A 25,776-nucleotide genomic window follows, 5' to 3' on the forward strand; every position below is an offset into this window, starting at 1 on the left:
CGCAGCCGATATCGCCGCCGTGCAAGCCAATGCCGGGAGGCGGAAGTTCAGGCCCGGTATCAGGCCTGCCCCCTGGTTCCGGTGACCAGCCAGATCGCACCAGGCAGCAGCAGTTTGCCATTGCTGTAATGGTGTCCGAGCGCGCTGCAGATGTCCTCGTGGGCACGGGCGCGGGTGGCATCGTCGTGGGCAGCGAGCAGGGTTCCGACCGGGCCCACCTGCAGCAGCATTGCCACGGCCTCGGCCAGCGTTGGCGCTTCGGCGAAACACAGATCGAGCTGCAGGGGCTGCAGATCGATATCGCTGAACCCGGCATCCTGGAGCAACGTTGTTACACGTGCGCGATCGGCGAACGCAAACGGGCCGGGGGCGTCGGGATCCGGGGCTGGCGGCGCCGGAACATGGCGCAGTGCGGCCTGCATGGGTAGCCTGATCCAGTCGTTCAGCGTGCTCGACTGCCAGCAGCAGAACAGCATCCGGGCCCGCGGCGCACAGGCGCGGTGCAGGTTGCGAAACGCCGCCAGCGGATCGGCGAAGAACATCACGCCGAAACGCGAGAACAGCAGATCGAAGCGGGCATCGCCGAAATCATGGATTGCGGCGTCCGCCTGCACGAACGACAGCCCGGCACGCGTGCTGTCGGGCCGTGCCGTTCTGGCCCTGGCCTGCGCCAGCATCGGTGCCGAGACATCGATACCGGTCAGGTGTCCGCGCGGACCGATATGGCGCGCCAGCGCCACGCTCTGGTTGCCACAGCCGCAGCCGATATCGAGCACCTGTATGTCCTGATGCACTGTCACCTTCGAGAGCAGGGCTGCGGTGACTGGTGCCAGCGTCTTTTCCAGCGCGCTGTCGTGTTCCGCCCAGCGCTGTCCGGCTTCGCCATTCCAGTGTTCGATCTGTTGATCGTTGTTAGCCATGAAGTGTTCCTTTGTTGTGTTTGTCATGCCATTGCCTTCGCTTGATGCAAGTCATGAGCGCAGACCCGTTGCCTGCCTAGAATACACATAGCCCGATAAATACATGTTACGGATAAATCGTATGGGCGTGTTTTCGCCGCCACTGGCCGCATTGGCCGGCCGGCTGCTTGTCTTGGCCGTCACTCTGGTGAGCGTGCACGCTGTTGCGGATGTGCGCTATGCCCCTGTCGTTCCGCGCGCGCGGCAAAGTCTGCTGATCGATATCGCGGCCGCGGGCAGGCGCCTGGTGGCCGTCGGCGAGCGCGGTCATGTGCTGTATTCCGATGACAATGGGCTCGGTTGGGTCCAGGCCCGTGTTCCCGCCACCTCGATGCTGACCGCGGTGTTCTTCATCGACGAGCGCAGGGGCTGGGCCGTGGGTCATGACGGCATGATCCTCGCGACCACCGACCGGGGCGAAACCTGGGCCTTGCAGCGTGATGGTCTCGCAGCCCAGGCGGCGCTGAACCGCTCGGACATCGAGTTGGCCAGGCAGCGCCTCGCGGCGCTCGGTCCGGAGGCGGGCGAAGAGGAGCGCGAGGCAGCGCAGTTCGATCTGGAAGACGTCACCGAGCGTGCAGAAGAGCCGTTGTTCGCACCGCCACTGATGGATGTGTGGTTTGGCGATGCCGAGCACGGCATCGCCGTTGGCGCGTTCGGTGCCTGGCTCGATACCTTCGACGGCGGCCGCAGCTGGCAGGATGGTCGCTCGCGCATCGACAATCCCGATGAAAATCATTTTTATGCCATTGCCGCCGCCGATGACCGGCGCTTGCTGGTGGTTGGCGAGGCCGGCATCGTGCTGCGCTCGCAGGACGCGGGCGCCAGCTGGCAGGCGCTGGATTCCGCTCATAAAGGAACCTTGTTCGGCGCGCTGGCCCTGCCCGGCACCGCGACCGTGTATGCCTATGGATTGCAGGGCGGCGTGCTGCTGTCGCGGGATTTTGGCGAGCACTGGAGCGCGCTGCGATCGCGTACCGAAGTGGTGCTGGCCGGTGCCGCGCTGGATGAGGCAGGGGAACTGTTGCTGGTCGGCAACGTGGGCACGATTCTGAAGGCGCACGGCAATCAACTGGGTATCCCGTTCAGCGCACCGCGGCGCGCCAACCTGAGCGCCGTGATCGAAGCCCCGGACGGCACTTTCGTGGCGGTCGGGCAGGGTGGTGCGCAACGGCTCGAGCAGGCGCTCGGCGATGAATGATCGTCGCGCGGGAGCCCGCTAGATGGAGACGGATCCATCACGCAACCAGGATCTGATGGCGCGCCGCGAGGAGCGTTTCATCGAGCGGATGGTCTTCGGGCATCGTCCGGCGCTGGTGCTGGTATTTGCACTGCTCAGCCTGTTTTTCGCGGTGCAGACCGCAAAACTGCGTCCCGACGCGAGTTTCGAGAAGATGATCCCGGTCGAGCATCCGTTCATCAAGGCGATGCTCGGGCACCTCGCGGAACTTGGCGCTTCCGGCACCACGATACAGATCGCGGTGGAGAATTCCGAGGGCGATATCTTCGATGCCGGGTATCTCGCGGTGCTGCGCCAGATCACCGATGAGGTGTTCTATATCGAAGGAGTGGACCGCAACCAGCTGAAGTCGCTGTGGACACCGAACGTACGCTGGACCGAGGTGACCGAGTCCGGTTTCGAAGGTGGCGTGGTGATGCCCGATACCTATGACGGCTCGGCCGCGAGTCTCGAGGCGCTGCGGCAGAACCTGTTGCGCTCGGGCCAGGTCGGGCGCCTGGTGGCCGACAACTTCCGCTCCAGCATCGTCGAGGCACCGATCTTCGATCGCGATCCGATCAGCGGGCGCGCCCTCGATTATCAGGCATTCTCGAGCGAGCTCGAGCACAAGATCCGCGATCGCTTCGAGCAGGGAAACATCCGCGTGCGCATCACCGGGTTTGCCAAGATCGTCGGCGATCTGCTCGAGGGCGTGACGGCGATTTTCCTGTTCGCGGTGATCACCGTGACCGTCACCGCGGTGCTGCTGTTCTGCTACACCCGTTGCCTGGCGGCGACGATCGCGCCGCTCGGCTGTTCGATGATTGCGGTGATCTGGCAACTGGGGCTGCTCTCCACCCTGGGTTACGGACTCAATGCCTATTCGATACTCATTCCGTTCCTGGTGTTCGCGATCGGTGTGAGTCACGGAGTGCAGGTGGTGAACGCGGTGGGTGTCGAGACCAGCGCCGGCAGGTCGCGGCTGATGGCGGCCAAATTTGCATTCCGCGGCTTGTATATCGCGGGAATGGCGGCGCTGCTCTCGGATGCGGTCGGGTTCCTGACCATGATGTTGATCGATATCGAGGTGATCCAGGATCTTGGTGTCGCGGCCAGTGTCGGTGTGGCCGTCATCCTGCTCACCAACCTGGTGCTGTTGCCGGTGCTGATGTCGTATCTCGGTATCTGCCTGCGCGGTCGTCAGCATATCGAAAAGCGTCAGCAAGCCGATCCGGTTCTCTGGCGTTTGCTGGCACGCTGCGCGACGCCGCGTGTTGCCACGCTGGCGCTGCTGGTCGCGGCGCTGGGCTACACCGTCGGACTGGTTGGCGGTCGCGATCTGCGTATCGGAGACCTGGATCCCGGTGCGCCGGAACTCCGTCCCGATTCGCGCTACAACATCGACAGCCGTTTCATAAACGATAACTACGCCACCAGTTCCGATGTGCTCGTGGTCATGGTCGAGACCCGGCCCGACAGCTGTTACCTCTATCCGAATCTCGAACGCATAGACCGCTTCACCTGGAGCATGGAGAACGTGCCGGGGGTGGAATCGGCGATTTCGCTCGCGACGGTTGCGCGCCAGGTGATGATGGGTTTCAACGAGGGCAGCCTCAAGTGGGCCGAACTCAGTCGCAATCAGCGCGCGCTCGACACCACCTTCGGGATGGTGCCGCCGCAACTGGTGAACGCGGATTGCAGCCTGGCTCCGGTGGCGCTGTTTCTGGAAGATCACAAGGCCGAGACGCTCGCCACCGTGGTGCGCGAAGTAAAGGCATTTGCCAAGGACAATGACAGCGACGATATCCGTTTCGTGCTCGCTGCCGGCAATGCCGGTGTGGAGGCGGCTACCAACGAGGAGATTGCCAAGGCGCAAACGCAGATCCTGATACTCGTCTACACCGTGGTCGCGGCGCTGGTGTTCCTGAGTTTCCGCTCGTTTACCGCGGTGATCTGCATCATGGTGCCGCTCGGCCTGACCTCGGTATTGTGCAATGCGCTGATGGCGTGGCTGGGTATCGGCGTCAAGGTCGCGACGCTGCCGGTGATCGCGCTCGGGGTCGGCGTCGGCGTGGATTATGCGATCTACATCTACAACCGGCTGCAGGGTTTTCTGCAGCGGGGGATGAATCTCGAGCAAGCCTATTTTTCGACGCTGTGCACGACCGGTGCCGCGGTGAGCCTCACCGGGGTGGCGCTGGCGATCGGCGTCGCCACCTGGATCTGGTCGCCGATCAAGTTCCAGGCCGATATGGGCGTGCTGCTGACCTTCATGTTCCTGCTGAATATGCTCGGCGCACTGTGGTTGCTGCCCGCGCTCGCCTGTCATCTGATCAAACCGGAGAAGACGCAGGTGCCGGCATAGAAGCAACGCCTGCATGAATGGCCGATGTTATGGGGTACGGAATGAAACACCGATTGATGCGCCGGATTCTGGCGGGCGCCGCGCTGCTGTACTGCGCGGGGTCGGGGCAGGCAATGACATTCGAGTGGGATTCGGGTCTGTCGATGGATCTCGATACCTCGCTTACCTATGGCGCGCAGTGGCGCGTCGAGGATCCGCAGAACAGCCTGCTGCGTCGGCCGGATCCGGCGTGGGGACTTGCCGAGAAACTCGCGTTTCTGAGCGATACGGATACCGTGATCGCGCAGAACATGGATGACGGCAACAACAACTTCGATACCGGGCTTGTTTCCAGCCGGATGTCGGTGCTGTCCGATCTCGAGCTCAATTATGGTGACTTCGGCGTACTGGTGCGTGCCAAGGCATTCTATGACCAGGTCTACCAGGACCGTCACACCGATATGGACGCGATCGGATACCAGACCTACAACGACCGACCCGACACCCGGATCGGCGATTTTCCCGCCGCTACCGAGGACGATCATGGCTCCGATCTGGCGATACTCGATGCCTATGTTTATGGCAGCTTCGATATCGGTGAACGATTGCTCGACCTGCGCCTGGGGCGTCAGGTCATCAACTGGGGCGAGGCGACGTTTTTTCCCGGCATCAATGGCATGCAGAACCGCTTCGACGCTGGCGCGGCGAATGTGCCGGGTACCGAGGTCAAGGAAATCCTGCTGCCCACCGGTGCCGTTTACGGGCAGATCGATATCAGTTCCAGCCTCACCCTGCAGAGCTATTACCAGTACGAATGGAAGCGTACCCGGCTCAACGGCGTGGGCAGTTTTTTCAGCCAGCAGGATTATATGGGGGTTGGTGCCGAGAGTTATTATCTCGGCGCGCTCGACCTGGTCGGTCTCGATCCGTTCGTGCCGCGACTGGCGACCGATGACGCCAGCGATCAGGGTCAATGGGGCAGCGCGTTGCGCCTGAGCCTCGAGTCCGGCGCGGAGATCGGTTTTTACTACGTCCGCGCGCACAACAAGTCGCCGGCTTTCGAGCTGACGCGAATTGCGTTTGCCGGGCAGGAGTTGCCGGTGAGCTATCGCATTCACTATGTCGAGGATATCGATACCTATGGTCTGAGTTTCTCGACATTGCTCGGCGATATGCAGGTCAATGGCGAGCTGTCGCTGCGCCAGGGGGTGCCGATGGCCGATCAGGCCGGCGACCCGCGCGAGGACGATTTGCTGCAGGCCCAGATCGGATTCACCGCGGTGTTCGAGCCCTCGGCGCTTTGGGACGATCTCACGATAGTGGGCGAAGTGGTCGGAGTGCAGGACCAGGGACGCAGCAACGACGAAGTCAGGTACGATTCGGCGGCGTGGGGCTACGCGCTGCGTGCCGATTTTGCCTACAAGAACGTGATTCAGGCGGTCGATCTGAATGTGCCGGTGTTCCTGATGCACACGGCGCACGGAACCGTGCGCGAGTCGAACATGGTCGACGACGCGGTGGTGCTGAGCGTCGGGCTGCGCGGCACCTATCTCGATACCCTGATGGCCGAGCTCAGCTATGCCACGTATTTCGGTGGTGGTTTCGATAACTGGGGTATCGATCGCGACAACGTCGCGTTGACCCTCAAGTACAGCTTCTGAACGTGTGATGGATTTGCTGGAGGAAAGGCAATGCATTTGCGCAATATTATCGCCCTGTTGATGGTTCTTGCCGCGCCGCTTGCCGGGGCAAAAGTGTCGGAGGAGGAAGCCGCGCGCCTTGGGCAGGACCTGACTCCCGGAGGTGCGGAGAAAGCGGCCAATGGCGATGGATCGATTCCCGCCTGGGGCGGCACGATCCGCGGCCTGCCGCCTGGCCTCGACTGGGGTGGGCCGGGCACCGTCTATCCTGACCCCTACGCCGGCGAAAAGCCGCTGTTCTCGATAACCGCGGACAAAATGGCCGAATACGCGCAGCGCCTGAGCGTCGGGCAGCAGGCGTTGTTCACGACCTACCCGAAGACCTTCAGGATGGACATCTATCCGACCCACCGCGATTTCCGCGATAACGCCACGCGTGAAGAGCGCACGGCCTACAACGCGCGACACGCGGAACTCTACAACGGTGACGACGGCATCAACGGCTACAACGGCGGGTTGCCGTTTCCGATTCCGAAACTGGGAGCGGAACCGATCTGGAATTCGCGCCTGAACAGCCCCTCGGCCGATCAGGAAGGCTACACCGACGATGTGGCGGTGTATCCGAATGGTACCCGCGCGCTGCGTCGTGGAACCACCTATATGAAAGTGCTGTTCTCCGATCCGAAACTGCCGATGGGTGCGGACTTCAAGAGCATCAGCAAGTACTCCGCCTACATCTGGTTCGCGGTCGATGAGCCGGTGCGTGACAAGGGCACCATCACGCTGATTCTCGAACCGCTCGATTATTCCCAGACTCCGCGCAGCGTATGGCGCTATCTGCCGGGCTCGCGGCGTATCCGTCAGGCGCCGAATGTCGGATATGACACGCCGGACGGACCGGGTGGCATTCTCACCATCGACGACACGCTCGGCTTCAATGGCGCGATGGACCGTTTCGAGTGGAAAATCGCGGGGCGCCAGGAAATGTACGTGCCGTTCCACAGCTATCGCTTTGACGATCCGGCACTCACCGAGGAGCAGTTGCTCACGGCCGGTCACGCCAATCCCGATTACATGCGCTATGAGTTGCGTCGCGTGTGGATCGTGGAGGCGACGTTGCGCGAGGGTTTCCGTCATATCTACGGCAAGCGTCGCTTCTACGTCGAGGAGGATGGCTGGAACATCGCGATCGCGGAAAACTACGATGGTCGCGGCGAGTTGTGGAAGACGGTGCTGATCAACTCGATCTATGCCTACGATCTCGAGGGTTACGAAAAGCGCACCCAGATGTTCCATGATCTGCGCGCGGGCATTTACAATGCCACGCGCCTGACCAACTGGACCAAACCATGGAATTTTTCCGCTGAAGACCGCGGAGCGGATTTCTACACGCCCGCGAATCTGCGCAAATCCGGGCGCCGCTAGACATCCCCGGCGCCGGCCGATGCTGGCCGCTCACGATGGGTGCTGTGTTGGCTTCAACTCGTTCGTGATCATCTGCGCGGCATGATCGGCGGCATCCAGGAACGGGTTGATCACCCGCGTCGCTCCTGCCTGCTGCAGGGTATGCACGTGCGCCTGGTCACGCACCACGCTGGCAATCCGGGCGCGCAGTCCGGCAGCCTTCAATGCGTGCAGCAGGGCCTCGCTGGCCTCGCGGGTTGGCAGCGTGGTCACGATCCAGTCCGCGCCCGCGAGCGGCAGCGTGTCGAGGAACGCCGCGTCCTCGCCATCTCCGAAGCGCACCGCATAGCCCTGGTGCAGGTGTCTGCGCACCGTCTCGGGATCGAAATCCACGCCCATGACCGGCACGCCATTGTGATCGAGACGTGTGAGCAGATGCGCGCCATAACGCCCGAGACCGAACACCACGACGCGCGGAGAGCTCGCGAGCAGTCGCTCGCTTTCCACGGCCAGTTCGCGGTGCGGCTGGCGGCGCTCGAACAAACTCAGCCATGGGCCGAGCCGGTCGTAGATGGCGGGTGAGTAGGAAATCATGTAGGTCGACAGCGCGATGGTAACGAGTCCGACGAGGGTGGTCAGTCCGAGTGCCTGGGGCCCGAGGTGTCCCAGCGAGATACCCATCGCCACGAAGATGATCGAGAACTCGCTGATCTGCGCAATGCTCAGGCCAGTGAGAAAGCCGGTGCGCTTGCGATAGCCCATATCGCCCATGATCGCCATCACGATCAGCGGCTTGCCGATCAGCACGAACAGTGACAGCAGCATTGCCGCCCACAGTTCGCTGCCGAGAGTGGAGAAGTCGAGATTTGCGCCGAGATCGATAAAGAAGAACAGCAACAGGAAATCGCGAATGCCGGTGAGTCGGGCGCCGATCGCATCGCGAAACGGTGTCGAGGCGAGCGAGAAACCTGCCATGAACGCCCCGGCTTCGCGCGAGAAACCCGCCCATTCCCCGAGTGCCGCGAGCGCGGTTCCCCAGGCGATGGCAAAGATCAGCAGCAGTTCCTGTGAACGCATCATCAGGCGGGTGAGCGAGGGCAGCACGAAGCGCATCAACACATAGAGAACGACGGCGGCAGCGGTCATGCGGGCGCCGATGGACAGTGTCACCAGCAGCCAGCCGGCATCGGTGCCGGACCGGGCGCCGAGCGCGCTCATTGCCATCATCGCCAGCACCACGGCGATGTCCTGCACGATCAGGATGCCGACCGCAATACGCCCGTGCAGGGAATCCAGTTCACGCCGGTCGGAGAGCAACTTGATGATGATGATGGTGCTGGAAAAGGTGAGCGCCACCGCCACGTACAACGCCGTGACCCAGTCGCGGCCCATGGCCAGTACCATGACGAAGCCGATCGAAATCGTGAATGCCAGCTGGCCGAGTCCGGTTGCGAGCACCACCGGTCCGATATGGCGCACATGCGGCAGGTCGAGTTTGAGCCCCACCAGGAACAACAGCACCGCGATGCCGAATTGCGCCAGCAGCACGATCTGGTCGTGCGCCTGCACCAGTTCGAAGCCGGCCGGCCCCGCGGCGATTCCCACCACGATATAGGCGATCAGCACCGGTTGGCGCAACCGCACCGCGATCGCGCCCACACCGGCGGCAATCAGCAGCAGCAAGGCAAGCTCGGCAAAGGGTTCGTGCATTGTTGGATGTTACCTCGAATGCGGCAATGTGTTTCAGGACAAGGGAAGACGAATATCCTGCGGCGAAGCAGAGCAGCCGTACTGGCGAGAGCTCATCGAACGCGGCATTCAGTCTGCCTGAAGACCGGTCCACATTGAACCCCGGCAAGCCAATGACGAGCGGGCTGCTTACAATACGACACAGATAATGGCCGGAGCAGATATGGAAGCGGTGAACAACCGACAATTTTTCGAGCGCGCGCTCGGCCTGATGCGCAGCGGAAATGCGACGGGTGCGGCGGCGTTGTGTCGCGAGCGGCTGGCGCGCGATCCCGATGACGTCGATCTGCTTACCTTGCTGGGCGCGGCATTGATCGCCGGGCGACAGCCGCAGGAGGCACTCGATCCGCTCACCCGTGCAGTCCGGCTCGCGCCGGACTTTGCCCGCGCGCGCGAGCATCTCGGACAGGCGCTGTTGCAGATGCGACGCATGGATGAGGCACTGGAGCACCTGCAGCGCGCAGCGGAGCTCGATCCGCATTCGGAATCGGCACGCAGAAAACTTGCGCATGCGCTGGCGGTTGCCGGGCGCGGCGAGGAGGCGGATCGCCTGTTCGAGCAGGATATCGAGCGTAACCCCGAGCGCCGGCGTTTGCTGGAAGCCGGCGAGCACCTGCGTGCGGCACGCTATCGCGAGTGCGAAGCGGTGTGTCGCGAGATTCTCGGGTGCAATCCCGACGAGGTGAATGCGCTGCGGATGCTGGCGCGGATAGCCGGCGAGGCCGGGCAGCATGCGGAAGCGGAGCGGCTGTTACGCCGCGCGCTCGCGCTTGCGCCGGGTTTCGATGATGCAAGGCTCGACCTGGTACGGGTGCTGAAGCAGCTCGATCGCATCGACGAGGCGGTGGATTGTGCCGCGCAGCTGATCGGGCGCAACCCGCGCCACGCGCTGGCGCATTATCTGCACGCCAGCATGCTGGCCATTGCGGCGCGGCACGAGGAGGCGATCACGGCCTACCGCGAATCGATCCGCCTGCGTCCCGACAATCCGACTGCACAGGTGGGTCTGGGGCATTTGCTGAAGACGCTCGGGCGCCAGGAAGAGGGGATTGCCGCCTATCGCGAAGCGATGCGGCTGCAACCCGATTTTGCCGAGGTCTACTGGAGTCTCGCCAACCTGAAGACCTTCCGGTTCAGCGCCGCGGAAGTCGCCGACATGGAGCGCCGCCTCGCCCAGGAGTCGCTCGACGACGACGCGCGGGTACATTTCATGTTCACCCTGGGCAAGGCGCATGAGGATGTGCGCGAATTCGATCGTGCATTCGAATACTACGACAAGGCCTGTCGCACCCAGCGCATGCGGATTGCCTACGATCCGGTCGACACCGAGGTGATGCACCAGCGTATCCGCAAGGTGTTCAATCCGCAGTTGCTGGCTGGCGCGCCTGCGGTGCCGGCAGCAGCGGATACGGTGCCGATCTTCATCGTCGGTCTGCCACGATCGGGGTCCACGCTGATCGAACAGATTCTGGCGAGTCACAGCCAGGTGGAGGGTACCGCGGAGCTGCCCGACCTGGCACGGGTGATCAGCGAAATCACGCGCCGTTACCCCGAGCTGAAATACCCGGAAGCGGTCGCCTCTCTCGATGCCGGGGAATTGCGCGCCCTGGGCGCGATGTACCTGGAGCGCACCCGGCGCCATCGCAGCGGCAAGCCGTTCTTTACCGACAAGATGCCGAACAACTTTTCCGGCATCGGCCTGATCCGTCTGATCCTGCCGCAGGCGAAGATCATCGATGCGCGAAGGCATCCGCTCGACAGTTGCCTCGGCAGCTTCAAGCAGCATTTCGCGCTCGGCCAGAGCTTCAGCTACGACCTGGTCGAACTGGGCGAGTTCTACCTCGAATACCGAAGCATCATGCGTCACTGGCACGAGGTGTTGCCGGGGCAGGTGCTGGAGATGCGTTACGAGGAGCTGATCCGCGACCAGGAGCTGCAGACGCGGCGCCTGCTCGATTATTGCGGTCTGCAGTGGGAGGAAGCCTGCCTGCGTTTTCATGAAACCGAGCGCCCGGTGCGCACTGCAAGCTCCGAGCAGGTACGCCAGCCGCTGTATTCGTCCTCGGTCAACCACTGGCGCAACTTCCGCGGGCATCTCGGGCCGCTGATCGAGGTGATCGGAACCGAACTCGAGGGCTGGGATTCATGAATCCGGATTTGCCGGTACTGATCGCGACATCGGTGGTGCGGGGCAGCCAGCAGGGCGAGAGCCACGGCGGCGTCTACCTGGTGGATTTCAGCCGGCGCAAGGTGCGTCAGTGCATCGACTGGAACGACTGCGATATCGATTTCAGCGGGCGTGGCTGGGACCGTGGACTGCGTGGCATCGCGTTCCATGGCGATCGGATATATATCGCGGCGAGCGATCGTCTGCTGGCCTATGACCAGGCATTCAATCTGCTCGGTAGCTGGAGCAATCGCTACCTGCGGCATTGTCATGAGATCGCGGTGAAAGACGAAATGCTGTTCCTGAGCTCGACCGGCTTCGACAGCCTGCTCGGCTTCAATCTCGAGCGCGAGGAATTTGTCTGGGGCGCCTGCCTGTCGCGCGGTGCAGAGGGCGGCTTCGGTGCGGCCGCGTTCGACCCGCGCGGCGATGCGGGGCCCGGGCCGCGCAACACGCTGCACCTGAACAGCGTGTCGGTGGATGAGGCCGGCATTTTTGTCGGCGGATTGCGGGTGCCAGCGTTGCTGCGGCTGGGATCGCGCATGCAGGTGGGAACGGTGTGCAGCCTGCCGCTCGGCACCCACAACGCGCAACGCTTTGCTGACGGCGTGTTGTTCAATGACACACAGGCAGACACCGTGCGTCATGTGCCACGCGAAGGCGGCGAGCGCGCCTTCGCGATCATCGGATACGAAGCCGGGCGGATCGAAAATGCCGGGATCGATGATTCGAATATTGCCCGCCAGCGCTTCGGACGCGGTTTGTGCGTGGTGAACGAGCGCCTGATCGCCGGTGGATCATCGCCGTCGACGATCAGTCTCTACGATCTGCCTTCGGGGCAGCGGGTTGCGGCAGTGAACCTGTCGCTGGATATCCGCAACGCGATTCATGGCCTCGAGCTGTGGCCGTTCTAAAATGGGGTCAGAGTCAATTAATTTTCAATTAATTGACTCTGACCCCATTTACTTGAAGTGTTTGCGCACGCTCATCCCGGCCATGCGCGGAGTAGAGGTGACGACGTTGTCGCGTCGCCACATCAGGTCCACGTTGGTGTCGTGGTAGCTGATCACGCGCTGGTCCATCAGGTTGTCGAGGTAGAACGAAAATTCCCACTCGGCCGAGTTGAAGCCGGCGCGCACATCCCACAGCGCATAATCGGTCTGCCGCACGCGGCCAAGATATCCATAATCAAATGGCAGCGGTTTCCCGTTGATGTCCTTGCAGTTGGGACCACAGTCATCGTCGTCGATCAAGCGGTTCCATGAGCCGTCGGTATAGGCGTATTGCAGCCGGACATAGGCATCGCCGCCACCGAGCAGATCGAGTGGCCATTCGTACTCGGCATAGGCCGAGACGTTCAGGTCGGCGGTGAGCGGCAGACGTGTCCCGCCCTTGATCTCGAAGGTGACGTCGGTCGGATCATTGGGGTTGGTGACGCTGACATCGTCCTCGAGTTCGGCCTGGAACAGGTAGGTCGAAACCAGTCCGAACGACAGCCCGACATCGGTGACGTAGGTCAGGTCAAGGTCAAAACCATCGACCACGGCATCGCTGAGGTTCGCAATCACCGTCTGGTACGGGTAGCGCGTATCGCCGCTGCCATCGCCGTCCGTATCGATCAGGTCCCCGTTCTGCGGGTCAGGGAGTTCGAGCTGCATATCGGACCATAGCTGGTGGTAAGCGGTGATATTGGCCTGGAAATGACCATCGAACCACTGCGATTTCAAACCCGCCTCCCAGTTTTCCAGGATGTCGGAGTCGTACTGCAACGGAAAGGTGGACGTCAGGCCGCGCTGCTGCGCCCGGTCGCGATTTACGCCGCCGAGCCGGAAGCCCTCGGAATACAGGGCGTACACCATCAAATCATCATGAAAATAGTATTGCAGGCCGATCTTTGGCAGCAGGCCATCGTCGTCGCCATCGACGTCGACCGTCTCGCCGGGTGCCGTGGCCGGGTAGGTGAGCTTGTAGGTGCGCTCCATCTCGGCCTTGTACCAGCGGGCGCCGAGCAGCAGCTTCCATTGGTCGGTGATATCGACTGTTGCCTCGCCAAATACCGCAGTATCCTTGCGCGTGTTCTTCTCGCTCGAACCCCAGCGCACATCGGTCGGCTCCAGCGGGCCGTAGATCACGTTGTATGCCGCCCATGACTCGGTCCGCGTGTAGTCGTCTATGTGGGTGCCATAGACCCAGTGCTGATCCGCTTCCTGGTAGAAAAAGCCGAGTGTCCAGTCGAGCCGGGAGCTGGTACCGGTCAGACGGGTCTCGTGGGTCCAGCGCTCGTCACGCTGATCGTTGCGGAAATAGCCGGTGGGATCGCCGTCATCGATGTCGGTGCCGCTGCCGTTCAGCGAGCAGGCAGTGGCGAAATCGTAGATATTGTATTCGGCCATTCCCGGATCGGTGGCGCAGTTGCCACGCCCGTACACGCCCAGCACCGAGTGGTAGTAAGCGACGCCGTTGGTGCCGTCGAACTGGTAGGCGGTATCGCGCTCGAAATAGGAGGTTGACGAACTGAGCTGGGCAAAGCCGAGATCGCCGTCCAGGGTGAACTGGAAGTTCTTCCAGTCGTCGTCCCAGCCTTCGTCGTGGAACTTGACGGTATTCAGGTCGCCTTTGGTCGGGTCGTAATCGTTGAAGCCATTGATCTTGGATTGATGGATGTTGAAGATTCCGGTCGCAGCCCAGTCATCGTTGACCAGCCACTTGATCGAGGCGCGCCCGCCCTTCCAGTTGGCATCGTTGAAGTCGTCATCCACCTGGCTGGCGTTGGTCTTGGTGCCTGCATAGGGGGTTTTGCCCAGCACGTTATCGATGAAACCGGCATCCTTGGCCGCAAACCCGACCAGGCGGATCGCGAGCTTGTCCTTGATCACCGGGATATTGACCATCCCGTCCACGTCCCAGCCCTGGCCGCCGTCATCGATACCGTGAATGCCGGCGCCGACATTGGCATCGAAGGCCTCGGGGTCGGGCTTGGAGACGATATAGCGCACCGTGCCCGATTGGGAGCTGGCTCCGTAAAGAGTTCCCTGGGGCCCGGCGAGGCTTTCGATGCGATCGATATCGATCGGCCGGATCTCGGGCGATTGCGCGCCGGTGGTCAGCGGTTGCTCGTCGAGATAGATCGCCGCCGAGGAGTCCGCGAGGAAGGGCCGGATCGAGTCGGCGAGGCCGCGAAACACGATCTTGTTGAGGCCGGCACCGGAGCCGACCACGGTCATGGCCGGCACGAATTTGGCGACATCATTGAGGCTCGTGATGCCCTTCTTGGTGAGCTCCTCGGAACTGAAGGACAGAACGGATTGCGGGATATCCTGGATGTTCTCGTCACGCTTGCGTGCCGAGACGATCACCTCCTCGATACCGCCGCCTGATTGCTGGGCCTGCACTGCCGATGTGCCGGTACCGGCCATCGCGGCGGAAATCGCCGCGGCGATGGCGCGACGCTGAATCCGTTTTGCCGAGCTGCGGGTGGAATCCCCTGGCATGTCGTTCTCCCGTTTATTGGTATATGTATTCACACCGATCGTAACCGGAGCGACGTGACGACGCATGTTTTCCGCTGATCGGCAAACAGAGCCATCGCATCATGAAATACGCTTCACCGTCTGCGCGGTGATCTGCTGAAAATTATTGTAAGCCAATAATCCGCGTTTTGGGAAATGGATGAAACCCGATGCGCTGGTTGTGAAGGACTGAATCAAGGTAGAGTTTGCGCGCCGCCCGGGTGCGCGGTCGTCGGATGCGGGCAGAAATCCGGTTTGACTGCGCTTGCCAGCCATCGCCAATGAGCAAGGGACACAAATGAAAAAGCGCATCATCGTTGGTATCAGCGGAGCGTCCGGGGTCATTTATGGCATCAGGGCATTGCAGCAGCTGCAGCATATGGCGGACATCGAGACGCATCTGATTCTGTCGGAGACCGCGAAAACCAATATCGCGCTCGAGACCGGATTTTCGGTCGACGAGGTGCGGGCGCTGGCCGATGTGGTGCACCGGGAAAGCAATATGGCGGCCTCGATCGCCAGTGGTTCGTATCTCTGCGATGCGATGGTGATCATGCCCTGCAGCATCAAGACATTGTCCGCAGTGGCGAACTCCCATGCCGATACGCTGATGGTCAGGGCCGCGGACGTGATGCTCAAAGAGCGACGTCGGCTGGTGCTGGTAGTGCGCGAGACGCCGCTGCACAAGGGGCATCTGGAACTGCTGCTCAAGGCCGCGGATTATGGCGCGATCATCCTGCCACCGATGCCGGCTTTCTATCACGCACCGCAAAGCATCGACGACATCATCGACCAGACCGTTGGCAAGGTTTTCGACCAGTTGGGCATCGAGCACCGTTTGTTTCGCCGCTGGGGCGAGGGCAGGAGCGGAGCTCCCGGGTAGTGAATGATTTCGATGTGCTGTGCCGTCGCGCGCTCACGCGGATATTTCGAGCACGACCACCGGGATCTCGCGCGTGGTGCTGGCCTGGTACGTCGCATAGACGGGTACCCGTTGCACCAGTTCCTTCCATAATGCGGTCCGCTCGCTGCCCTGGGCGATGCGCGCCTGCGCCAAGACGCGTTTGCGATTGATATACACGCTGACCAGCGGTTCGGCGCGCAGGTTGCCGACCCACGCGGGATCGGTCGGCTGGCCGCCCTTGCTGCCCACGATCAGCAGTTTGCCGTCGATCCGGAACCAGGGCAGCGCGGCGGCGCGCTTGCGGCCGCTCAGGCGACCGCGCGTCTCGAGCAGCAGCGCCGGTTGCGCGGCGAACCCGGCCTGGCGCGCGAATACCCGGTTCAGCAACGAGTGCCCGGTCCAGCGTACCAGCGCGCGATCGAATGACAGTCCGGCCGGAGACATCAGCAGATTCAGCAACGCCATCCGTGTCAACCCTGTGGTGCGTGAGCGGGAGTCGGGGACCGTAGCATCGCGCGGCACATGGCGGCAAGCGTTTGCTCCCGGTGCCGGGCTTTCATTACCATAGCGCCCGGTTCAATCCTGCCAGGGGCACCGCACGCAATATGCCTGATTTCCGCCCGGTGGGTGTATTCGATTCCGGCGTGGGCGGACTCTCCATCGTGCGCGAGATGCGCCGACTGATGCCCATGCTCGATATCGTTTATGTATCCGATGCGCGCTTCCTTCCCTACGGCGACAAGTCCGAAGCCTTTATCCGGGCGCGTGCGTTCGCGATCAGCGAGTTCCTGCTCGCCCAGGGTGCGCGCGCCCTGGTCGTGGCCTGCAACACCGCGACCGCCGCCGCCGCGCTCGATCTGCGGGCAAGATTCCGCTTGCCGATCGTCGGGATCGAGCCCGCGGTCAAGCCGGCCTCGGCCGCAACCGGCAGCGGTATCGTCGCGATACTCGCCACCGCGAGCACCCTGCAGAGTCACAAGTACGCACAGTTGCTCGAGCGCTTCGGTGGATTTGTGCGCGTGATCAGCCAGCCCTGCAGTGGCCTGGTGGAATGCGTCGAAGCAGGCGAGCTGGATGGGCCGCGCACCCGCGCGCTGTTGCGCGGCTACGTCGAGCCTCTGCTGCAGGCGGGCGCGGATACACTGGTACTCGGTTGCACGCATTATCCGTTCCTGATCGAAGCGCTGCGTGCGCTCGTGGGCAATGCGGTGCACATCGTCGATCCCGGTGCAGCGGTGGCACGGCGCATCGCGCACCTGCTCCGTGACGACCACGAGGGCGCGGGCAGCCTGCGCTGCCATACCAGCGGCGATCATGTGGCGCAGCAGCGCGTGATGACGCGCCTGCTTGGCGAGCCGGTGGCGGTGGCGCCGTTGCCGGAATCATTCTGCATGGTGAAAGTGGCATTGCCCGACAGCTGATGCAGACGTTCACGGAGAGCGAGCGATGAGCGTGACGACCTATTCCCTCGAGATGCACCGTCCCGCGCAATTGCGGCGTGCCGCGCGCAACAGCGCGCTCGAACTGCGCGAGTGCGTGGTCGCGCAATACGAGGTGAACCGCTTCCTGTACGCTTTTGTCGGCGGACCGTGGTCGTGGACCGACAAGCTGTCCTGGAGCGACGAGCAATGGCGCGCCTGGGCCGAGAATCCCGATCTGCGCACCTGGATTGCCTATGGCAACGGATCCCCGGCGGGCTATTTCGAACTGCACCGCCAGCCTGGCGATACGGTGGAAATCGCTTATTTCGGACTGGCGCCGCGTTTCATAGGGTGCGGTTTCGGCGGCGACCTGCTGAGCCGCGCGCTCGAATGTGCCTGGGCCTGGGGCGCGCGACGCGTATGGGTGCACACCTGCAGCCTCGACCATCCCTCGGCGCTGGCCAATTACCGGGCGCGTGGCCTGGTGGTGTACCGCGAGGAAACGCAATGAGTCACAAATCGCGCATCGCTTCGACGCACGAGTTCCAGCACAGGACCCGACCATGACGATTCGACCCCGCCGCTCCGCGCTCTACATGCCGGGCTCCAACGCGCGCGCCCTCGACAAGGCGCGCACGCTGGCAGCCGATACGCTGATCCTGGACCTCGAGGATGCGGTCGATCCCGGGCGCAAGCGCGAAGCGCGCGAACAGGTCCTGGCGGCGATCGCGGCCGGCGGTTACGGCGCGCGCGAACTGCTGGTGCGCGCCAATGCGCTCGACACGCCCTGGGGTGTCGATGATCTGCGTGCGCTCGCCGTCTCCGGCGCCGACGGCGTGGTGCTGTCGAAGGTGTCCTCGGCCGCGGAGGTGCGGGAGGCCGCGCGCCTGCTCGAACAGGCAGGTGCGCCGCAGAGCCTGGCGTTGTGGATCATGGCCGAGACCGCCCGCTGCATTCTCGATATCGACGCGATCGCGGGTGCGCATCCGCGTCTGCGCGCGATCCTGATGGGCACCGCCGATCTCGCGCGCGAAACCCGCGTGCGTCATACCCACGACCGGATCGGATTCATCGCAACGCTGAATCTCTGCGTGCTGGCGGCACGAGCGCATGGACTCGATATCATCGATGGCGTGCATCTGGATCTCGAGGATGATGCGGGTCTTGCCCACGCCTGCGAGCAGGGGCGTGACATGGGCTTCGATGGCAAGAGCCTGATCCACCCGCGTCAACTCGCGGCGGCGAACCGGGCCTTCACGCCCACCGCGGCGGCACTCGAAAAGGCGTGCGAGCTGATCGACGCCTGGCAGCAGGCGCGTGCGCGCGGCAGCGCGGTGGTGGTGGTGAACGGACGCCTGGTGGAAAAGCTGCACGTCGCCGAAGCCGAGCGCGAGATCGAGCTGGCGACGGCAATTGCCGCGATGGGTTGGTGAAAAACCCGTGGACGGGTCAGTGCCCGCGCGCCCTCACCGCACCACGGTGACCGCGCAATGCGCATGACGGATCACTTTCTCGCTGACGCTGCCGAGCAGTATTTCGCGCGCCAGTGACTGGCCGCGGGTGCCCATCACGATCAGGGTGGCACCGTGTTTTTTGGCCAGTGCCACGATTTCATCGGCCGGTTCGCCGATTCCCACCAGGGTTTCCGCATTCACCGACGAATCCATCAGGGCGCGTGCCTTGGCGAAGCTCGGGCCCGCGATGCGGCGTTCGATCTGGTCGATCTCGCTGCGTTCGAGAGAGTTGAGACCCAGGGCCTCGGAGCCCGGCACATGATGCACATGCAGCAGCGTCAGCGACGCGCCGAGTTGTGCCGCCAGCCGCGAGGCCCACTGTGCGGCCTTGGCCGACTGATCCGAGCCGTCCACCGGAACCAGAATCTTGTCCACTGTCGATCTCCCCTGGGTTTTGTTGCGGTGAGGATATTACATGCCGCTGCCCGTTGCGAACATGGGGCAGTTCAGGCAGGGGGGTCCTCGACGATCAAGGCGGGCGTGTCATGACGCAGCGTTTCGCCACGAAAGAACGCCGGTTGGGCCAGGCGCCAGGCGATCATCAGCACGGCGCCGAGGAGCAGGATGCCGACGCCGATCGCAAAAACGGTTCCGACACCGAATATCGCACCGCCACTGCCGTATCCGGGGTCGAAGGTCGTGACGCACAACTGCACGAACATCGCGGCCAGCATGCCGCCGCCGAGGAGTGGCAACAAACCCTTGGTGATCAGCGGCCCGAGGCCGATCCGGTACTCGTGACGGAAATACCAGACACACGACAGCGCGGTCAGACCGTAGTAGAAGCAGATCATCATGCCAAGCGATTCCACGGTGTCGCTGAGCACGTTTTCGCTGAGCCAGGTCATCACCGCGTAGAACGCGGCGGTGAGCACGCCCGCTGCGATGGTCGCGTTACTCGGCACCTGGTGGCGTGGGTGGATGCGGGCGAATATTGCGGGCATTGCCCGGTAGACGCTCATCGCGAGCATGGTGCGGGCGGCCGGGATGAAAGTGGTCTGCAGGCTCGAGGCGGCACTCGCGAGTACCGCGCCGTAGAGCAGCAGATCGAGCGGATGACCCATGATTGGCGTGGCGAGCGCGGCGAACACGTTGTCATGGGTATCGGGGCTGCCCAGGCCGATGCCGGTGTCGCCGATGCCCGCGTACATCTGGGTCGCGATGGCTACCAGCACATAGGTGCCGGCCAGCGCCATGATCGAGAGCAGCGCGGCTGCCGCCGGGGTGTGCTCGCTGCCGCGGGTTTCCTCGTTGGCCGACAGGCACACATCCCAGCCCCAGTAGATGAAGATCGACAGCGACAGCCCCGATACCAGTGCCGCCACGGTCTTGACCGAAAAGGGATTCAGCCAGTTCCACTCGAAGGAGATGGCGGTCGGCACGGTGCCGCTGGCGATGCCGCGAAACGCCAGCAGGCAAAACACGGCAAGCGCGACCATCTGGACCGCGACCAGCACATAGGTTACCCGCTTGGCGGTCATCATGCCGCGCCATGCGACCCAGGTCGCGAGCGCAACCATCGCCGAGGTGGTCAGTACATTGACGGGTTTGCGCGCGCCGAACGCGGCGATGTCGGGGTTGTCGAGCAGTTGCGCCAGGAACAGGTAGAAGAACGTCGCGGCCACGCCCGCGGTGTTCGACAGCACGATCACCGTGGCGATGATCAACCCCCAACCGCACATCCAGCCGGTGTAGGGTCCGAAGGCCTTGACGGTCCAGGTGAACGAGGTTCCCGCATCCGGGATGACCTTGTTCAGTGCGCGGTAGGCGAATGCGACCAGCAGCATCGGCACGAAGCCGGCCAGCAGCACCGCCGGCAGTTGCAGGCCCACTTCGCGCACCGTGGGGCCGAGTGCCACCGTGAGCGCATACACGGGCGCCACGCACGACACCGCCATCGCGACGCTGGCCGAGAGACCGATCGAATCGTGGGCAAGGCCCTTGTCGAGAAGATCGGGCTCGGCACGGTAGTGTGAATCGTGCGCGGTGATATGTGCTTGCGGAGCGACAGCGTCGTTACGATTCACACGGTTCTCCGCGGCAAAGGACAGTGAGGACTGCGGTTCAGGCGACCCCGAGTTCGCGCGCCGCCTGATCCAGCGCCGCACGCGAGCGTTCGACCAACGTGTCGATCTCGGCGACGCTGCATATCAGTGGTGGAGCGATGATCATGGTGTCACCGGTGGCGCGCATCACCAGGCCATTATCGAGGCTGGCCTGGCGGCACAGCATGCCGGCACGGCCGGCGGGAGTGAACCGCTCGCGGGTTTTCTTGTTCCTGACCAGTTCCAGGGCGCCAAACAGGCCCAGGGTGCGTGCCTCGCCGACCAGCGGGTGGTCGGCGAGCTCCGCCCAGCGCCTGGCCAGATGCGGACCGGTGGTGGTGGCGACGTGTCCGAGAATATTCTCTTCGCGCAGGATCCTGAGTGTGGCGAGGCCAGCCGCGCAGGCTGCCGGGTGCCCGGAATAGGTGAAGCCGTGGCCGAATTCACCGCCGCCGCTGTTCAGCACGTTCACGACTCGCTCGCCCACCATCACCCCGCCCAGCGCCTGGTAGCCGTTGGTCACGGCCTTGGCGAAGGTCATCAGGTCGGGCTCCATGCCGTAATATTCGTGACCAAACCACTGGCCGGTGCGTCCGAAACCGCAGATCACCTCGTCGGAGATCAGCAGGATGCCGTACCTGGCGAGGATACGCCGGATTTCCGGCCAGTAGGTCTCGGGCGGAATGATCACGCCGCCGGCGCCCTGTACCGGCTCGGCGATGAATGCCGCGACATTGTCCGGGCCGAGTTCCTCGATCTTCTGTTCCAGCGCGCGCGCTGCGAGTACCCCGAACTCCTCGCGCGAATGAGCCCCGTCGTCACCGTACCAGTAGGGCTGCTGGACATGCGTCACATAAGGCAGCGGCTCGAACTGCTTGTGCATGAAAGCCATGCCCCCAAGACTGGCGCCGGCGATGGTGCTGCCGTGATAGCCGTTGATGCGGCTGATGATCATGCGCTTCTTTGGCTGGTTCTCGAGGTCCCAATAGCGGCGCACCATGCGCAGCACCGTGTCGTTGCCCTCGGAGCCGGAATTGGTAAAGAACACGTGATTCATGTGGCTGGGCGTGATATCCGCGAGCACCTTCGCCAGTTCGATGGACGGCGGGTGTGCGCACTGGAAAAAGTTGTTGTAGAACGGCAGCTCCTTCAGTTGCCGGGTGACCGCATCGACGATCTCGGTACGGCTGTAGCCGAGGTTGCAGCACCACAAGCCCGACATCCCGTCGAGGTATTCGCGCCCGTCCGCGTCATAGATGTTGATATGCGCGGCGCGGGTGATCACGCGGGTGCCGCGTTCGTTCAACTCCTTGAAATCGGTGAACGGGTGCAGGTGGTGCGCACGGTCCATCTCCTGCCATTGCTGCTTCGTCGCCGTGGTGACGCTCATTTCCGCTTCCTCCTGAAATTGCCGTGAGACGCGGTATTAACCCGCTGGTGGTATGTCGGCGCACTTGCTCTGTTCATAGAATGGGAGTTCAGGGTCGGAAGTGTCAACGATGCTACCCCGCTTGGGGTAGCCGCAAAACGAGGTGTTCGATGCGTGGGCTCGATGTTCCGCTGGTCGGTATCCCCTGCGATATCTTCGACAAGGGCCTGCACCCTTTTCATGGCGTGGGCGAGAAATACATCAATGCGGTGGCACACGGTGCACGGGTGATGCCGTTGCTGATTCCCGGGCTTGGCGCCGGGCGCGATCTCGAGCCGATCACGGATTTCGTCGATCCCGCGCAACTGCTGGGATCGCTCGACGGGCTGTTCCTGACCGGAAGCCCGTCCAACGTCGAGCCGCTGCACTATGCCGGGGCAGCCAGCGCACCCGGAACCTCCCACGATCCGCAGCGCGACCAGACCACGCTGCCGCTGATCCGGCTGGCGCTCGAAACGGGCTTGCCGTTGTTCTGTGTCTGTCGCGGGATACAGGAACTCAATGTGGCGCTCGGTGGCACCCTGCATCAGCGGGTACAGGAAATCGAGGGCATGCTGGATCATCGCGAGGACAAGCATGCCAGCCGCGAGCAGCAGTATGCCAGCGCCCACCCGGTGATCATCGAGCCGGACGGCGTGCTGGCGGGCCTGCTCGAAGAGCGCAGCTATCCGGTCAACTCCCTGCATGCGCAAGGCATAGACCGTCTTGGCGGCGGGCTGCGGGTCGAGGCACGGGCGCCGGACGGGCTGATCGAGGCGGTCAGCGTGCGCGACAGCCGCGCGTTTGCCGTGGGTGTGCAGTGGCATCCGGAGTGGCGCTTTGCCGAGAGCCCGCTGTCCATGGCTATTTTTGCCGCTTTTGGCGCTGCCGTGCGGTCGCATCATCGGGCCAGAACTGCTAAAACTACTACCTGATAGGGGTATATGCCCCGGGTACAGGAGATCGGAGAATCTTCAGAAGGGTGTGGCTGCCTGCGAAGCGCTGAATTGCAGCGATGCAGGCGTGCAGCCTGCAGTTTTGATACAAATACAAAAGGGGAAAAACATGCGCTCGAAATCCATTCTCAGGAACCGCAATGCGCTGGCACTGGCGGTATCCACGGCATTGTTCGGAGCCGGCACGGTGGCGCTTGCGGCACCGGTGCTGGAAGAGATTATCGTCACCGCGCAGAAGCGCGAGCAGACGCTGCAGGACGTTCCGGTCGCGGTGTCCGCGTTCAGCGGTGAGTTCATTGCCGACGCCAATATCAGCGATATCCGCGGGCTGGTCGACCTGACACCCGGCTTCTACGGCAAGACCGAAGACAGCTTCATCGATGCGCTTTCGATTCGTGGCATCGTGACCAACGACTTCGGCATCGGCGGCGATCCCTCCATACCGGTGTTCACGGATGGTGTCTGGCAGGGCCGCAACGGTGGCGTGCAGATGAATTTCTATGACATCGAGCGGGTCGAGGTAGTAAAGGGGCCGCAGGCCACGCTGTTCGGACGCAATGCGATCGCCGGCGCGGTGAGTATCATCACCAACAAGCCGATTGACGAGTTCGAGGGTCGCATCAGCGGCGGGATTGCCGAATACGATCATTTCGACGTGCACGGCATGGTCAATATTCCGCTCAGCGACAGCTGGTATTACCGTGGCAATATCCAGGGGCTCGACGAGGACGGCTGGCTCGAGAACCTGGCCGGTGGCGACGATCTCGGTTATCACCAGCAGGTATCGACGCGTCAGTCGCTGCGCTACGCCGGCGATGCGGTGGACGCGACCTTCACGGTGACCTACGAGGATCGCGAGCAGGACCCGTCGGTATACTGGGATCCGGTGCTCGGCCTCGACAAGGACCAGGTGAACATCGATCTCGGCGACAAGGGCTTCGATGAGTCGGAGATCTTCGGTTTCACCGCAAACGTGCAGTGGGATCTGAACGAGGATTACACGGTCAGCTCGATCACCGGCTACAAGACCTACAAGTTCGACTACCTCGAGGACTACGACGCACGGCCCGAGCATATCAATGACTACCGCCAGAAGAACGACGTCGACTATTTCAGCCAGGAGTTGCGCCTCAACTTCTCCGGCGACAGCGTGAACTGGTTCGTCGGTGCCGCGGCGTACGATGAAACCGTGGACGGCTATTTCGAATACCGTTATGGCGAGAGCGATCTGTGCCGCGCGATTGCGCGCACCCAGCCGCGCGGCGTCGGCGGTCCCGTCACCGGTTGTACCGATCCCTTGTTCGAGGCCTACTGGGGCTCCCCGATCGACCCGGCGCTGCTCGACGAGAACAAGAGCGAGGAGAGCTGGAACGATGTCGAGAGCAAGGGCTACTCGCTCTACGGTGACATGACCTGGAGCGTCACCGAGAAGCTCGACCTCACGCTCGGTGCACGCTGGAGCTATGACGAAAAGGACATGCGGACCCGCGTCGGCAAGAGCGGCGGTGCGCTCGGCAACAACTTCTCGTGGGAATACCACACCAAGGGCTATGTCGGCGACAACGACAACTGGGACGAGTTCACGCCTCGCGCGGCGCTGAATTACGAGCTGAACGAGCAGGTCTCGCTCTACGCCAACGTTGCCACGGGTTACAAGTCCGGCGGTTTCGGTACCTTCGGCATCACGGTGCCGGATGCCGACGGCGACGGCAATCTCGATATCACCAACAGCGGCCAGGTGTCGGCGGCAAGCGTGCCGACCGCCTTCGATCCGGAAACCTCGACCAGCTATGAGGTCGGTGCCAAGACCCGGTTGCTCGATGACACCCTGCAGTTGAACATGGCTTATTTCATGTATACCTACGAAGACTTGCAACTGGTCTATTTCGACAATGGATCCTCGCTGGTCGCCAACCTCGGCGAGGCCGAGAACCACGGTGTCGAGGTGGATGCACGCTGGCTGATCGGCGAGCACTTCGAGGCGTTCATGGCCGGTTCGTGGATGGACTCCGAGATCACCGATGCCAAGGACATGGTCGCGAGCGGCGTGTGTTCGAACTGCGACGGCAAGAACATGCCGTTCGCGCCCGACTGGAGCGCGGCCCTGCACCTGACCTGGACCTACCCGATGTTCTGCGGCGAAGTGTTCGCGAAGAGCGAACTCTCCTACCAGGACACCATGTACAGCGATCTCGACAATATCCCGAGCATCGCGGTCGATTCGTGGGAGGAATGGAATTTCCGCGTGGGCTATGATGATGCCGCCGACTGGGGCGTCACGCTCTATGTCGAGAACGCCTTCGACGAGGAGTATTTCGAGCGTGGCTGGGCCAACGCGAACACCGTCAACAACGGCGGCTATGGTCTGACCAATACCCTGGTGTGGCCGGCCAAGCCGCGCACCGTCGGTGCCAGCGCCTACATGAACTTCTGATCCCGGCTCGAAGGAGCGCCTGGGAATTGGGGTCAGAGTCATTTTTCTTCAAGAAAAATGACTCTGACCCCAATTTTTCCACCCGAATTCAACAGATAGACGC

20 protein-coding genes are annotated in these 25,776 nt (G+C 62.8%); 12 read left to right on the forward strand and 8 right to left on the reverse strand.

Annotated features, from left to right (window positions below; translation table 11 throughout):
• Positions 1–59: 59 nt before the first annotated feature.
• Entirely contained in the window at positions 60–920 is an 861-nt protein-coding gene (locus tag IPF49_14220; GenBank protein MBK6288759.1) for a class I SAM-dependent methyltransferase, read from the reverse strand.
• Positions 921–1,041: 121 nt separating this feature from the next.
• Between IPF49_14220 and IPF49_14225 the strand changes: the two genes are divergently transcribed.
• Genes IPF49_14225 through IPF49_14240 form a run of 4 tightly spaced genes read left to right on the forward strand, consistent with a single transcriptional unit; the run spans position 1,042 to position 7,587 of the window.
• Positions 1,042–2,160 (forward strand): BNR domain-containing protein, encoded by a 1,119-nt coding sequence (locus IPF49_14225; protein ID MBK6288760.1) that lies wholly within the window; start codon positions 1,042–1,044, stop codon positions 2,158–2,160.
• 22 nt (positions 2,161–2,182) lie between these two features.
• Complete coding sequence (locus tag IPF49_14230) at positions 2,183–4,543, forward strand: RND family transporter (protein MBK6288761.1); 2,361 nt, start codon at positions 2,183–2,185, stop codon at positions 4,541–4,543.
• Between the two features lie 41 nt (positions 4,544–4,584).
• Entirely contained in the window at positions 4,585–6,183 is a 1,599-nt protein-coding gene (locus IPF49_14235; GenBank protein MBK6288762.1) for a DUF1302 domain-containing protein, read from the forward strand.
• Between the two features lie 30 nt (positions 6,184–6,213).
• Positions 6,214–7,587 (forward strand): DUF1329 domain-containing protein, encoded by a 1,374-nt coding sequence (locus tag IPF49_14240; GenBank protein MBK6288763.1) that lies wholly within the window; start codon positions 6,214–6,216, stop codon positions 7,585–7,587.
• A 30-nt stretch (positions 7,588–7,617) separates the two neighbouring features.
• Here the strand turns inward: IPF49_14240 and IPF49_14245 are convergent, their stop codons facing one another.
• Positions 7,618–9,276 carry a cation:proton antiporter gene (locus IPF49_14245; GenBank protein ID MBK6288764.1) on the reverse strand — a complete coding sequence of 553 codons (1,659 nt, stop codon included), beginning with the start codon at positions 9,274–9,276 and terminating at the stop codon, positions 7,618–7,620.
• Between the two features lie 202 nt (positions 9,277–9,478).
• Here IPF49_14245 and IPF49_14250 point away from each other — a divergent pair, with 202 nt between their 5' ends.
• Together IPF49_14250 and IPF49_14255 are read left to right on the forward strand one after the other, a co-directional pair.
• The gene (locus IPF49_14250; protein MBK6288765.1) at positions 9,479–11,464 is read left to right on the forward strand and encodes a sulfotransferase; all 1,986 of its coding nucleotides are present in this window, start codon (positions 9,479–9,481) and stop codon (positions 11,462–11,464) included.
• Positions 11,461–12,396: a hypothetical protein gene (locus IPF49_14255; GenBank protein ID MBK6288766.1), complete on the forward strand. Its 936-nt coding sequence runs from the start codon at positions 11,461–11,463 to the stop codon at positions 12,394–12,396. The genes IPF49_14250 and IPF49_14255 overlap by 4 nt, the downstream gene beginning before the upstream one ends.
• A 48-nt stretch (positions 12,397–12,444) precedes the next feature.
• On the opposite strand, the gene IPF49_14260 is transcribed toward IPF49_14255, so the two are convergent.
• Positions 12,445–14,973: a TonB-dependent receptor gene (locus IPF49_14260; GenBank protein MBK6288767.1), complete on the reverse strand. Its 2,529-nt coding sequence runs from the start codon at positions 14,971–14,973 to the stop codon at positions 12,445–12,447.
• A gap of 99 nt (positions 14,974–15,072) precedes the next feature.
• A complete protein-coding gene (locus tag IPF49_14265; protein ID MBK6288768.1) occupies positions 15,073–15,306 on the reverse strand; it encodes a hypothetical protein in 234 nt (77 codons plus the stop codon).
• Here IPF49_14265 and IPF49_14270 point away from each other — a divergent pair.
• Positions 15,290–15,874 carry a UbiX family flavin prenyltransferase gene (locus IPF49_14270; protein ID MBK6288769.1) on the forward strand — a complete coding sequence of 195 codons (585 nt, stop codon included), beginning with the start codon at positions 15,290–15,292 and terminating at the stop codon, positions 15,872–15,874. The genes IPF49_14265 and IPF49_14270 overlap by 17 nt on opposite strands.
• A gap of 33 nt (positions 15,875–15,907) precedes the next feature.
• On the opposite strand, the gene IPF49_14275 is transcribed toward IPF49_14270, so the two are convergent.
• Positions 15,908–16,360, reverse strand: a complete 453-nt coding sequence (locus tag IPF49_14275; protein MBK6288770.1) for a nitroreductase family deazaflavin-dependent oxidoreductase — start codon at positions 16,358–16,360, stop codon at positions 15,908–15,910.
• A 140-nt stretch (positions 16,361–16,500) separates the two neighbouring features.
• Here IPF49_14275 and murI point away from each other — a divergent pair, with 140 nt between their 5' ends.
• The 3 genes from murI to IPF49_14290 are packed head-to-tail and all read left to right on the forward strand — an operon-like array spanning position 16,501 to position 18,749.
• The gene (gene murI / locus IPF49_14280; protein MBK6288771.1) at positions 16,501–17,316 is read left to right on the forward strand and encodes a glutamate racemase; all 816 of its coding nucleotides are present in this window, start codon (positions 16,501–16,503) and stop codon (positions 17,314–17,316) included.
• 25 nt (positions 17,317–17,341) lie between these two features.
• Positions 17,342–17,827, forward strand: coding sequence for a GNAT family N-acetyltransferase (locus tag IPF49_14285; GenBank protein ID MBK6288772.1), 486 nt, complete (start codon positions 17,342–17,344; stop codon positions 17,825–17,827).
• A 52-nt stretch (positions 17,828–17,879) separates the two neighbouring features.
• Positions 17,880–18,749: a CoA ester lyase gene (locus tag IPF49_14290; protein ID MBK6288773.1), complete on the forward strand. Its 870-nt coding sequence runs from the start codon at positions 17,880–17,882 to the stop codon at positions 18,747–18,749.
• Between the two features lie 33 nt (positions 18,750–18,782).
• Here the strand turns inward: IPF49_14290 and IPF49_14295 are convergent, their stop codons facing one another.
• The 3 genes from IPF49_14295 to IPF49_14305 form a co-directional block, all read right to left on the reverse strand.
• Complete coding sequence (locus IPF49_14295) at positions 18,783–19,205, reverse strand: universal stress protein (protein MBK6288774.1); 423 nt, start codon at positions 19,203–19,205, stop codon at positions 18,783–18,785.
• Between the two features lie 71 nt (positions 19,206–19,276).
• Positions 19,277–20,728 carry an APC family permease gene (locus tag IPF49_14300; protein ID MBK6288775.1) on the reverse strand — a complete coding sequence of 484 codons (1,452 nt, stop codon included), beginning with the start codon at positions 20,726–20,728 and terminating at the stop codon, positions 19,277–19,279.
• Between the two features lie 166 nt (positions 20,729–20,894).
• Positions 20,895–22,265, reverse strand: coding sequence for an aspartate aminotransferase family protein (locus IPF49_14305; protein ID MBK6288776.1), 1,371 nt, complete (start codon positions 22,263–22,265; stop codon positions 20,895–20,897).
• A gap of 149 nt (positions 22,266–22,414) precedes the next feature.
• Between IPF49_14305 and IPF49_14310 the strand changes: the two genes are divergently transcribed.
• Together IPF49_14310 and IPF49_14315 are read left to right on the forward strand one after the other, a co-directional pair.
• On the forward strand, positions 22,415–23,218 hold the full coding sequence (locus IPF49_14310) for a gamma-glutamyl-gamma-aminobutyrate hydrolase family protein (GenBank protein MBK6288777.1): 804 nt from the start codon (positions 22,415–22,417) through the stop codon (positions 23,216–23,218).
• A 130-nt stretch (positions 23,219–23,348) separates the two neighbouring features.
• Positions 23,349–25,673, forward strand: coding sequence for a TonB-dependent receptor (locus IPF49_14315; GenBank protein MBK6288778.1), 2,325 nt, complete (start codon positions 23,349–23,351; stop codon positions 25,671–25,673).
• The last annotated feature ends 103 nt before the right edge of the window (positions 25,674–25,776 follow it).

It is taken from the genome of Gammaproteobacteria bacterium, from assembly GCA_016705365.1.
GTDB lineage: Bacteria > Pseudomonadota > Gammaproteobacteria > Pseudomonadales > UBA5518 > UBA5518.